We start from the raw sequence: 12,046 nt of genomic DNA, 5'->3' as shown, positions 1-12,046 counted from the left end.
ATGGCGGTTGTTGCCTACGCACCCGCATCGATAGGGAATGTCAGTGTCGGTTTCGATGTACTCGGGGCTGCTTTGGCCCCGATTGACGGATCTTTACTCGGTGATCGGGTTGAAGTGCACGCCGGTGCGCAAGATTTTACGCTGGAATGCCGGGGCCGTTTTGCCCATAAGCTGCCCGTCGATCCACAAAAAAACATCGTCTATGCCTGTTATTTAGGCTATGCCGAGGCGCTCAAGAAAAAGGGGCGCAGCATTCAGCCGCTGCATATGGTGCTGGAAAAGAATTTGCCCATCGGCTCGGGGCTTGGCTCCAGCGCTTCGAGCATTGTAGCGGCACTGGAAGGCCTGAACGGTTTTCACGACTTTGCTCTGAATAAAGACGAGCAACTGTTGCTGATGGGGGAACTGGAAGGCAGCATTTCCGGCTCCGTACATTACGATAACGTTGCTCCTTGCTATCTGGGTGGTATCCAGTTGATGATCGAGGAAGCTGGGGTGATCAGTCAATCGATTCCGGATTTCGAGCATTGGTACTGGGTGTCCTGTTATCCCGGGATCAGCATCAGTACCGCAGAAGCACGTGCGATTCTGCCGGCACAATATCGACGCAGTGACTGTCTGACCTATGGCCGTCGCCTGGCTGCCTTTATCCATGCCAGTTATACCGGGCAGGATCAATTGGCCGCAGCCGTGCTCAAGGATGTCATCGCCGAGCCCTACCGTCAGGCATTGATCCCGGGCTTTAACGAGGTGCGTCAGCATGCGGCGTTATCGGGCGCATTAGCGACCGGGATTTCAGGCTCTGGTCCCAGTGTGTTTGTGGTGATGACGGACAAGCAACAAGCACTGCGTATGCAGGAGTGGCTGGAAGCCAATTTTATCCAGAATCAGGACGGGTTCTGCCACGTGTGCCGTATCGATCGCGCGGGCACCACGGTGAATGTAATCGAGTAAGGGACACAGGATTATGAAGCTGTACAACATCAAAGATCACAGTGAACAGGTTAATTTCGCGCAAGCCGTCAAGCAGGGGTTAGGGCGTGAACAGGGGCTGTTTTTCCCTGACAGCATAGCGCCGCTGGCTGATGTCGAAGGTTTACTTGCCAAGCCATTGGTTGAGCGTTCCGCGATCATTCTGCGCCATCTGCTGGGGGATGAACTGCCGGAACTGGCTCAGTTGGTTGCCAATGCGTTCACCTTCCCGGCTCCGCTGGTTGAGGTCGGTACGAATCAGTACGCGCTTGAGCTGTTCCATGGCCCGACGCTGGCCTTCAAGGATTTCGGTGGCCGTTTCATGGCGCAATCGCTGATGGCAGTGTCGGATGGTAAAAAGATCACCATCCTGACTGCTACTTCCGGGGATACCGGAGCCGCGGTAGCTCATGCCTTCTATGGCTTGCCGAATATCGAGGTGGTGATCCTCTATCCGAAGGGCAAGATCAGCCCGTTGCAGGAAAAACTGTTCTGTACCCTCGGTGGCAATATTCGCACCATTGCGGTTCATGGCGCCTTTGATGATTGCCAGGCGCTGGTGAAGCAGGCGTTTGATGACGAGGAGCTGAAGCAGGCGATTGGCCTGAACTCCGCGAATTCCATCAATATCAGCCGGTTGCTGGCCCAGGTTTGCTATTACTTCGAGGCGGTTGCACAACTGCCTGCCGAGAAGCGCGCTCAGGCGGTGATTGCCGTGCCGTCCGGTAACTTCGGTAACCTGACCGCAGGATTGATTGCCAAGGCGCTGGGGTTACCGGTGAAGCGCTTCATGGTCGCCACCAATGCCAATGATACAGTGCCACGCTATCTGCAGCAGGGCACTTGGGATCCTAAGGCTACCGTTGCCACCCTATCCAATGCCATGGATGTCAGTCGTCCGAATAACTGGCCTCGTGTGGAAGAGCTGTTCAAGGTCAAGGGCTGGGATCTGCAAAGCTTGGCATCCGGTTCACTCAGCGATGCTCAAACCGAAGATGCGCTCAAGCGTCTGTATGCTCAAGGCTATCTGTGTGAGCCTCACGGCGCCATTGCCTGGGATCTGCTGCAGAGCCAGCTGGCGGCCGATGAAGCGGGTATCTTCCTGTGTACAGCCCATCCAGCCAAGTTCAAGGAGAGTGTGGAGTCGATCCTGAACATCCAGCTGAATTTACCGGCGCCACTGGCAGAACGTGCGGATCTGGCTTTGCTTTCCGATGAGATGGATGCCGATTTCAGTGCGTTGCGTGCCTACTTGCTCAAGGCATAAGCCTACTGGGTCATCTGAAACGGACAGCACTGGCTGTCCGTTTTTGTATGGCGTGCGTGACCACAAATTTTAAAATGCAGACCATTCTGGTAGCCTGCCGACTGGTTTCCTTCTTCTGTCAGAGAGTCATGTCATGACGCAGGTACTCAATAATCTACTTTCCCAGCTGGCGCTGGAGCGCATCGAGGAAGGTCATTTTCGTGGTCAAAGCCAGGATCTGGGATTCGGCGCTGTCTTCGGCGGCCAAGTGATGGGGCAGGCCCTCTCGGCCGCACAGCAGACCGTCGAGCCAGAGCGCATGGTGCATTCCCTGCACTGTTATTTTTTGCGTCCCGGGGATGTCACCTGTCCTATTTTGTACGAGGTCGAACATATCCGTGACGGTAATACTGTCTCGACGCGGCGTGTGCAGGCGATCCAGCATGGTAAACCCATCTTCTACCTGAATGGTTCATTTCAACTGGAAGAGCCGGGGCTGGATCATCAGGATGCCATGCCAGATGTCCCGGGACCTGAGGGGCTCAAGAGTGAACTGGAGTGGGCTCAGGAGCTTAAGGCTTATATCCCTTCGTTTTTGCATGACAAGCTATTGAGTGATAAACCTATCGAGATGCGCCCGGTCAGCTTCGTCAATCCACTACGAGCCGAGGCCTGTCCGCCGAAACGTCATGTCTGGTTCCGGGCCAACGGCCAGATGCCCGATGAGCAGGCAATCCACCGGTATCTATTGGCTTATGCCTCAGACTTCAATTTTTTGCCGACCGCCCTGCAGCCCCATGGCGTAGCCTTTTTTGATGCCGGATTACAGGTCGCGACCATCGATCATGCGATGTGGTTCCATCGGGAATTTCGCTTCGATGACTGGTTGCTTTATGCGGTGGATAGTCCAAGCGCCTCAGGGGGGCGTGGTCTGGTTCGGGGTCAGTTCTTTACCCGTGATGGCATGCTGGTTGCGTCGACCATTCAGGAGGGGGTCATCCGGAGGCGTACACGCTGATGGCGAAAGTCCCATAAAAAGAAGCTGTCCCAGTTACCTGTTGGGAATAAATAGGGATCGAGTCTGGACGAAATGCAGACCGTTGGCGGCACTGATGCCGCCAACGAGCCAACATGGGTGTTTTACGGCGTGTCAGTGTTCATCCGGATTCCTGGACACCAGCCTGATACCGGGTTTTGATGCGAGCCATGCATAACAGGGACAGCGCCATAAAAAAACCCGCCGGAAGGCGGGTTTTTTGTAGAAGTAAACTTACTTCTTGATGCGCATCACCGGTGTTTCACCAACGGTTACTGCGCCATTGAGTTTGATCAGCTCTTTGATGTCATCCATGTTGGAGATGACAACCGGAGTCAGAGTTGATTTTGCCTTGGCTTCCAGCAGAGCCAGATCGAACTCGATGATGGTATCACCCTTCTTCACTTGCTGACCTTCAGCGGCGATACGGGTAAAACCTTCACCCTTCAGTTCGACGGTGTCGATGCCGAAGTGGACAAATAACTCGATGCCGGAATCGGATTCGATGGAGAAGGCATGATTGGTTTCGAAAATCTTGCCAATGGTGCCATCGCAAGGAGCTACCATCTTGTTGCCTGCTGGCTTGATGGCAATACCGTCACCGACGATTTTTTCAGCAAAAACCACATCCGGTACATCTTCAATCGGAATAATTTCACCAGAGAGCGGTGCAAAAATTTCGATGCCGCTGGTGTCAGCGCTGTCATCAGATACCAGTCGTCTCAGTTTGTCGAACAAACCCATAGCGTTAGCTCCTAAGAGTTGTTTTTATCTTATATGCAGTGATATTAACAGACAGCCTTTTGCTTCACAAAGGTATCCAGCACGGCTTCAACTTCAGCAATGGTAGCACAAGCCAACGCTTGGTCTGCCATGGCTTTGACTTCTGCATAATTGGCACTGCGCACCAACTGCTTGACGCGCGGAATGGACATGGCGCTCATGGAGAACTCATCCAGTCCCATACCCAGCAGCAGCAGGGAGGCTCGATCATCACCAGCCAGTTCACCACACATCCCGGTCCACTTGCCTTCAGCATGGGACGCGTCAATAACCTGTTTGATCAGGGTCAAAACGGAAGGGGACAGGGGGTTATACAACCCGGAAATCAGTTCGTTACCACGGTCAACGGCCAGAGTGTACTGGGTCAGATCGTTGGTACCGATGGAGAAGAAGTCAGCCTCTTTCGCCAAATGACGGGCAATCACGGCAGCGGCTGGTGTTTCAATCATCACACCGACTTCGATGGACTCGTCAAATGGCAGTTGCTCACTGCGCAGCTCGGCCTTCAGCTCTTCAATCTCTTGCTTCAGTGCACGCAGCTCTTCTACGGAGATGATCATCGGGAACATGATGCGCAATTTGCCATAAGCCGAGGCACGTAAAATGGCGCGCAACTGGGTATGCATGATGTCTTTACGATCAAAGAAGATCCGTACAGCGCGCCAGCCCAGGAAGGGGTTCATTTCCTTGGGGAACTTCATGTAAGGCAGTTCTTTATCACCACCAATGTCCATAGTGCGGACAATGATCGGGTGATCCGGCATGGACTCTGCGACTTCTTTATAGGCATGGTATTGCTCTTCTTCAGAAGGCAGAGCATCACGATCCATAAACAAGAATTCAGTCCGGTAGAGGCCGACACCTTCAGCGCCATTGCGGTGTGCGCCATCCATATCCTTGATCGTGCCAATGTTGGCACACACTTCGACACGGTGACCGTCTGTGGTTTCGGCTGGCAGCTCTTTGAGTTTTGCCAGTTCAGCTTTCTCAGCCAGGAATTTAGCCTGAGCGTCCTTGAGCTTCTTGAGTTGTTCGTCGCTCGGGTTGATCAGCACGTGGTTGTGCAAGGCATCCAGCACCAGGAAGTCGCCAGATTTGACCTGTTTAGTGATGTCATTGGTCCCCACGATGGCCGGGAGTTCCAAAGATCGGGCCATGATGGAGGTATGCGAGGTCCGGCCGCCGATATCGGTAACGAAGCCACGCACAAAATTCAGGTTGATTTGGGCTGTTTCTGAAGGCGTCAGATCGTGTGCGACCAAGATGACTTCTTCATCAATGGTGCTGAGATTGACGATTTCCATACCCAAGGCATTCTTCACCAGACGGGTACCGATATCACGGAAATCTGTGGCGCGCTCACGCAGATAGGGATCATCCAGTTCTGCCATCATGGATGCATATTGTTCAATCGCATGATGAATCGCTTTTTCTGCACTGAAACGCTCATCGCGGATCAGAGAGACAATGTCACCTTCCAATTCTTCATCTTCGAGCAACATGATGTGCCCTTCGAAGATGGCCTCTTTCTCTTCACCGAATGTGCGGCCAGCCATCACTTTGATGGCTTCGAGTTGCTGAGACGATTTAGCGCGGGCGTCGAAAAAACGCGCTACTTCAGTCTCAATATTGGCCTCTGCAACGGATTCGTTGTTGATGACGATTTCATCTTCTTTGAGCAGGAGTGCTTTCGCAAACGCGATGCCCGGAGATGCCAGAATTCCAGAAATCATAGCCGTACCTGTAGTTGTGTGTGGATGCCAGAATGCTGAAGGGGGAGCTGGATTATTCCAGCTCAGCCATCAGTGCGACCAATTTTTCTACAGCCTTCTGAGCATCAGCGCCATCAGCTTTGATCGTCACGGTAGTGCCTTTGGTCAGACCGAGAGTTTGCAGCTTGAACAGACTCTTGGCGCTGGCGGATTTACCACCACTGACGACGGTAATTTCACTTTGGAACTCCTTGGCTTCTTTGACGAACTGAGCAGCCGGACGAGTGTGGAGACCGTTTTCAGCAGTAATGACTACAGATTTCTCAAACATTTTTCACCCCAATGTTGTTGATGATGATTTCAGGACAAATATTGAACCTGGAATCCTCGAGCGAGTTAAACGTGTTCGGTACTTATTGGTGTGCCTTGATTGTTGGTAATTCTTTGACCAATAAGACCTCAACCGCACCGGATTATGCCTTGCTCTCGTGGTTGGCAAAAGGCCATACCGTTAGGATGCAACAAAAAATATCCATGCGTTACCTTTTGATACGTTAGCATTGAAAACCCTTGCGCCAAGTCAATGAAGGCAAATGAAACGTTTTGCATGGCATTATTCCACCGAGGGTAGACAACATATTTCTCTATGTGAAATATGTTATTGGCAGCTTCTTTTGGGTATATAGCACGAAAAAAAGGCGCCGGATAAACCGGCGCCTCGTTTTTAGAGTAAAAATAATGAAAATTAGCTCTGGATCAGGCTTGGAGCTCTTGCTCACCAAACTGGCCCTGGAACAAGACGCTGGAGAGATAACGTTCGCCCGAGCTTGGGAGTATGACCACTATGGTCTTGTCTTTAAACTCTGGCAACTCAGCAATCCGGTTGGCTGCGACCACTGCTGCACCCGAGCTGATACCGGCAAGAATGCCTTCTTCCTGCATCAAACGGCGAGCCATCTCAACAGCTTCGTCGCTGGTGACCTGTTCGACACGATCAAGCAAGGAAAGATCCAAGTTACCCGGGATGAAGCCGGCGCCAATGCCCTGGATCTTATGGGGGCCTGGTTTAATCTCTTCGCCAGCCAATTTTTGGCTGATAACCGGAGATTCCTTCGGTTCAACGGCAACGCTGGTAATAGCTTTACCCTGGATCTGCTTAATGTAACGGGAGATCCCGGTAATGGTGCCACCGGTCCCTACGCCTGCGACGATGACATCGACCTCACCATCGGTAGCATCCCAAATTTCCGGACCCGTGGTCTTGACATGAATTTCCGGGTTTGCCGGATTATCAAATTGTTGCAGCAGGATGTACTTTTCAGGATCCGAATCGCGAATTTCTTCAGCTTTAGCAACCGCGCCCTTCATCCCCAAGGGGCCTTCAGTCAGGACAAGATTGGCACCCAGAGCTTTCAGTAACTTGCGACGCTCCAGGCTCATGGTGGCGGGCATGGTCAAGGTAATGGCGTAACCACGGGACGCGGCCACGAAAGCCAGAGCAATACCAGTATTCCCACTGGTCGGTTCGATAATTTCCTTCCCCGGGCCCAACAATCCTTTCTTTTCGGCGTCCCAAATCATATTGGCACCGATACGGCATTTTACGCTGAAGCTGGGGTTCCGGCTTTCTACCTTTGCCAGAACTCGTCCTTTACTGACCCGGTTCAGTTTGACTAAAGGCGTGTTTCCAATAGTCAGTGAGTTATCTTCGTACACTTTGCTCATGGCGCTGTCCCTATGTTTTCAGCAGATAATGTTAGATTAATCATATAAACAGTAATCGGAAGTGACATTTAGTTATAAACATATGTTCTGTGAAACTATGTGATTGAGCTCGAGAAGGCATTGGTTTGAAACCGGGGATTGGGTTACGGTTGGCCGAAGTATGATTCGGTGTGACCTCGATCATGGCCTCTGTGGAAAGCAAATCGCCGGATTGACAGCTTGTTGTGAAACCTAAACACTGCAACGGGCTGGTATGGAACCAGTTTCTGCAGAACAGGATGTAGCAAATAACTTGTGTGGGATCAGCAATCAAGATCCCTCCACAGTGGAGGCAGGATGTTATTTAGGCAAGTCAATCGTTGGGGTATTGGATTTTGGATGCTTGGCGCCGCCGTGTCCGGGCATGCGGTCGCCGTTGAGTCATTACCGACTGCGACACCGCCTCTGCATGGTGAGGCAGTGGCTGTATTTTCTCCAACGTCCGTCTATCCCTTGCCCAGTGCTGAAGAAAGAAAAGAGCTGGCTCAGCAATTGTTGGAATTGGCGGTTGCAAATATTCATCCGCGGTTCAATGAGCTCTGGCTGGCTTTGATGAATAGTCAGGATGCCGCCACCCAGGGACGACTCTTTGCCGAGTCTTATATGACGCTGCAGCGGTTTCGGAGTCAGTGGCACCAGTTGAGCTGGGATGCCAGAGAGCGCCTCAATGTCCGGAAGTTCAATTTGCAGCCGACCTTGGCAGATAGTGATGATTACCTCTTGCTGTTACAGCAAGGTGGACTCATGGCGACGGTAACGGCCTTGCGACCCCAGGAGCCCAATTATCTGGTCATGCGGCAGCAGTTAAATCATCTGCTGGATATGGCGCGTCAAGAACCCTGGCCTGAGATTCCGGATCTGCGCTTGCATCCTGGGGAAAGCAGCGACAGCTTGCCGGTAATCAAACAGGTTCTTGTCAGGGTACAACTACTGGCTCAAGCAGATGGCGATCCTGTGTATAACGATGTAGTGGTTTCCGCCATTAAAGGCTTTCAGCGTGCACATGGATTAACGGATGACGGGGTGATTGGCCGTAAAACTTTAATGTGGTTGCGGGTTCCTCCTGAACAAAAGGCGGTTATCCTGGCAAGAACTCTGCTTCGTCAGGATGTCGGTGATCAGCTGGATAGCGGACGCTATGTGTTGGTCAACTTGCCGGAATATCAGCTCCGGGTTCTGGAAGGTGAACATCAATTGTTGAGCAGCCGGGTCATAGTGGGACAGCTGAAGCGCCAGACGCCGATCCTTTCCAGCCAAATTGCGAGTGTGGTGCTGAATCCGGCGTGGCATGTTCCAACCACCATATTGCGGCAAGATATAGTGCCCAAGTTGTCACATGATCCAGACTATCTGTCGAAGGAACGATTTGACATTTACAGCTACGATGGTGCCAAGGTCGATCCTGCCTCTATTACGCTGGATGATGCGATTACCGCCGGTTTTCCTTATCGCTTGCGCCAACAACCGGGCGATCACAACGCGTTGGGTCGTTATAAATTCTATTTGCCGAATGATGATTCCATCTATCTGCATTCCACCTCGAAACCCAGCTTATTCAACCATGATCTCCGGGCCATCAGCTCCGGGTGTGTGCGTGTTGAGCAGTCTGCCGATTTGGCGGAGTTATTACTTAAAGATTCAAAATGGAGTAAAGACAAACTGGATGCCATCTTGCAGAGCAAGGCAACCAAATGGGTACCATTAAATAACCCGGTTCCGGTATATACCGTCTATTGGCGCAGTTGGGTGGATGCGCAAGGCTTGTTGCAATTTCGAGACGATATCTACGGTTTTGATAGCGGCAAAATCGATGGCAATGGTCCCGTGATGCAAAGCTTGCGTCGCCATCAGAAGGCATAACCTGGAATAAGATCGTGCTGATAACGCGCCGTGTGGCGCGTTTATTCTGTGCGATAGCTCATGATTTAACCGATCTTATCGTTCAGCAAGGGTCCTTTGAGTCGTTATTCGAAATCGTTGTTTGACACTGGTTTTATCCAATCGTTATCTTCTTTGCCTATTGGTGGGCATAGAGTCGAGCCTGGTTAGTTCGTGCTTGTGCAGATACCCATGATGGGAGGTGCGTTCACATGTTGGATCTGGAAATCAGTCGTCGTCGTTTGTTGTTGGGCAGTGCCTGCTTGATGGCGGCAACCCTGTTACCCGAAACTGCGTATGCCAGTCGCACTGCTCCTGCCCGGCTGTTGCGTTTTTATAATCCGAACACGGGAGAACGCGTATCCGCCTGCTATTGGGAAAACGGACGTTACAACAAGGATGGTTTGCAAGAGTTTAGCTGGTTGTTTCGTGATCACCGTGCAGGTGATGTGCAATTACCGATAGATACCAAGTTGTTCGACCAGTTGTTTGAGCTGCAGCGTAAATTAGGTGTGCAAAAAGAAATCCATGTGATTTGTGGCTATCGCTCACAGCAAACTAATGCTGCGTTGCGTCGTTCCAGCCGAGGAGTAGCGAAGAAGAGTTTGCATATGTCTGGCAAGGCGGTGGATTTGCGTATTCCTGGAGTGGAGCTCAATCATATTCGTCGCGCTGCCTTGGCTCTGAACTCGGGGGGCGTCGGTTACTATCCCCGTTCCAATTTCGTTCATCTGGATACTGGGCCGAAAAGGCACTGGTAATTTGAATGACATAAAAAAAGCGCCCTAGGCGCTTTTTTTTTATATCTGCTGCAGCCTTCGTCAGGCGGCTGGCATATGCCGTGAGCGATACAGATCAACCCACATCGCCGTGGCGCCACAGACAGCTACCGGCATGATCAGGAAATTGATCAGTGGAATAGCGGTGCACACCGAGACGGCAAAGCCAAATCCCAGGTTAGGGAGGCGTTCAGACTTGAGATCATCACGCATGATCTCGAACGGGATCTTGTGATTGTCATAGGAATAATCAGCGTATTGTATGGCAGCCATCCAGGCCGATAACAAGACCCAGAGCAGCGGTGCCAAGGTTTGCCCCAGTAGTGGAATAAAAAATAAGATCAGGCAGCCGATAGCCTTTGGCAGGTAGTATTTTAATTTTTGCCACTCCCGTTTCAGAATTCTGGGAATATCCGCGAGCAGTTGGCGTAGCGAAGTATCTGGCGGGGTGACGCCGGTCAATCGTGCTTCCACCTGTTCGGCGAGCAGGCCATTGAATGGCGCTGCTATCCAGTTTGCAACCATGCTGAAGATAAACGAAAAAAACAGTAACACGACTATGATGGTCAGGGGCCAGAGTAGATATTCAAGCCATGTCAGCCAGGAGGGTAATTGCCCGATCCATTGATCGGCCCATTCTGATAGTCGGGAGAAAAGCCAATAAAAACATGCTGAAAAAAGAATCAAATTAGTCAGCAGAGGCAGTATGACAAAACGCCGCAATCCCGGCTGACAGACCAGCGACAGCCCCTGGGTTAAGTAACTGATACCACTTTTCTTCGTGATTTTATAAACCATGCTGCTTTCCCGCGTACAATAGTGTTACAGATATTACAAATAGTGTCTCATTTTGGTAAAGTCATTGCAGCCATACTCGACGGACTCTGGCTATATTCCTAAGGGTCAGTTCATCATCTGGCCTCGGGAATTTGAGAAGGACGCGTCAGTCATAGAATTACCGATTCTATGGTCGGCATCGAGGGCAACCGCTGAATTGCCCGAATGGGCTCAATAGAATTAGAAAGAGAAACGGCAATGCAGGATTTGCGAATCATACTGGTCATCATAGGTGCATTAGCAATTGCGGCCTTGGTCATTCATGGACTTTGGACTAACCGTAAAAACAAGCGCATTTCCATCAAGGAAAAGCCGCTTGGGCGTATGCCGGATGTAAAATCAAAATATCGCGATGACGCCGGGAGTGTCGGTGATGGTTTTGATGAAGATGGTATTGGCAAGGTTCGTGTTGTTTCTCGTCGGCAAGAGCCGAAAATGCCGGTTAGCACACCGAAACAGTGGAGTAGCGCTAAAGTCGAGCCTGGATTAAAAATGACGTCCATCATGACGGATGAGTCTGTTTCTCCGGTATCCGTCGCTGAGCCCGAGACGATGGTCGAGGCTGCTCCCAAGGTGATTGAGCCGACTTGGAGTGATTTTTATCAGATCAATATCATGTCGCGCGAAGGGACCCAGATCGCTGGTGAGGATTTGTTGTTCATCCTGAAAAAATTAGGTTTCCGTTATGGTGATATGTCCATTTTTCATCGCCACCTGGAGCCCAATGGTCACGGTGATGTGCTGTTTAGCCTAGCGAATATGGTAAAACCGGGCACTTTTGAGCCGGCTCGCATGGCGCAATTTACCACTCCGGGGGTCTCCTTGTTTATGGAGTTACCGCATCCAGGGCGCGCCGAGGCTCATTTCAAGTTGATGTTACAGGCCGCAGAAAAAATCTCTGCCGAACTGGATACCCTGTTGATGGATCGGCAGCGCAACCCGCTGAGCGAATATCTGATTAACCAATATCTTGATGAGTTACGCGCTTACGATATGCAGTGAGGCTAGCCCCATTGTAGGTTTTAATGCGGCTACGGCC

11 protein-coding genes are annotated in these 12,046 nt (G+C 51.3%); 6 read left to right on the top strand and 5 right to left on the bottom strand.

Features of this window, described 5'->3' with window-relative positions; genetic code table 11:
* The 3 genes from thrB to tesB all read left to right on the top strand — a co-directional run bounded on the left by thrB (nucleotide 1) and on the right by tesB (nucleotide 3,236).
* Nucleotides 1-954: a homoserine kinase gene (gene thrB / locus ACZYUB_RS00570; protein ID WP_463944700.1), complete on the top strand. Its 954-nt coding sequence runs from the start codon at nucleotides 1-3 to the stop codon at nucleotides 952-954.
* Nucleotides 955-967: 13 nt separating this feature from the next.
* Entirely contained in the window at nucleotides 968-2,239 is a 1,272-nt protein-coding gene (thrC, locus tag ACZYUB_RS00565; protein WP_463944699.1) for a threonine synthase, read from the top strand.
* Between the two features lie 133 nt (nucleotides 2,240-2,372).
* The gene (tesB, locus tag ACZYUB_RS00560) at nucleotides 2,373-3,236 is read left to right on the top strand and encodes an acyl-CoA thioesterase II (RefSeq protein ID WP_463944697.1); all 864 of its coding nucleotides are present in this window, start codon (nucleotides 2,373-2,375) and stop codon (nucleotides 3,234-3,236) included.
* 252 nt (nucleotides 3,237-3,488) lie between these two features.
* Here the strand turns inward: tesB and crr are convergent, their stop codons facing one another.
* The 4 genes from crr to cysK form a co-directional block, all read right to left on the bottom strand.
* Nucleotides 3,489-3,998 carry a PTS glucose transporter subunit IIA gene (crr, locus tag ACZYUB_RS00555; protein WP_460883273.1) on the bottom strand — a complete coding sequence of 170 codons (510 nt, stop codon included), beginning with the start codon at nucleotides 3,996-3,998 and terminating at the stop codon, nucleotides 3,489-3,491.
* A gap of 44 nt (nucleotides 3,999-4,042) precedes the next feature.
* Complete coding sequence (gene ptsI / locus ACZYUB_RS00550; protein WP_463944696.1) at nucleotides 4,043-5,770, bottom strand: phosphoenolpyruvate-protein phosphotransferase PtsI; 1,728 nt, start codon at nucleotides 5,768-5,770, stop codon at nucleotides 4,043-4,045.
* A gap of 52 nt (nucleotides 5,771-5,822) precedes the next feature.
* Complete coding sequence (locus ACZYUB_RS00545; protein WP_460883275.1) at nucleotides 5,823-6,080, bottom strand: HPr family phosphocarrier protein; 258 nt, start codon at nucleotides 6,078-6,080, stop codon at nucleotides 5,823-5,825.
* 425 nt (nucleotides 6,081-6,505) lie between these two features.
* Entirely contained in the window at nucleotides 6,506-7,474 is a 969-nt protein-coding gene (cysK, locus tag ACZYUB_RS00540; protein ID WP_460883276.1) for a cysteine synthase A, read from the bottom strand.
* Between the two features lie 378 nt (nucleotides 7,475-7,852).
* On the opposite strand from cysK, the gene ACZYUB_RS00535 reads away from it, so the two are divergent.
* Both ACZYUB_RS00535 and ACZYUB_RS00530 read left to right on the top strand, forming a co-directional pair.
* Nucleotides 7,853-9,373, top strand: coding sequence for a L,D-transpeptidase family protein (locus tag ACZYUB_RS00535; RefSeq protein ID WP_463944694.1), 1,521 nt, complete (start codon nucleotides 7,853-7,855; stop codon nucleotides 9,371-9,373).
* Nucleotides 9,374-9,603: 230 nt separating this feature from the next.
* Entirely contained in the window at nucleotides 9,604-10,152 is a 549-nt protein-coding gene (locus ACZYUB_RS00530; RefSeq protein ID WP_463944692.1) for a peptidoglycan L,D-endopeptidase MepK, read from the top strand.
* A gap of 60 nt (nucleotides 10,153-10,212) precedes the next feature.
* Here the strand turns inward: ACZYUB_RS00530 and cysZ are convergent, their stop codons facing one another.
* Nucleotides 10,213-10,968: a sulfate transporter CysZ gene (gene cysZ / locus ACZYUB_RS00525; RefSeq protein ID WP_463944690.1), complete on the bottom strand. Its 756-nt coding sequence runs from the start codon at nucleotides 10,966-10,968 to the stop codon at nucleotides 10,213-10,215.
* 237 nt (nucleotides 10,969-11,205) lie between these two features.
* Here cysZ and zipA point away from each other — a divergent pair, with 237 nt between their 5' ends.
* Nucleotides 11,206-12,009: a cell division protein ZipA gene (gene zipA / locus ACZYUB_RS00520; protein WP_463944689.1), complete on the top strand. Its 804-nt coding sequence runs from the start codon at nucleotides 11,206-11,208 to the stop codon at nucleotides 12,007-12,009.
* Nucleotides 12,010-12,046 lie beyond the last annotated feature (37 nt).

The organism is Pseudaeromonas sp. HNCC25DJ182 (assembly GCF_055413365.1).
The sequence above is the reverse complement of the archived record's forward strand: the minus strand, read 5'-3'. Positions and strand labels throughout refer to the sequence as shown.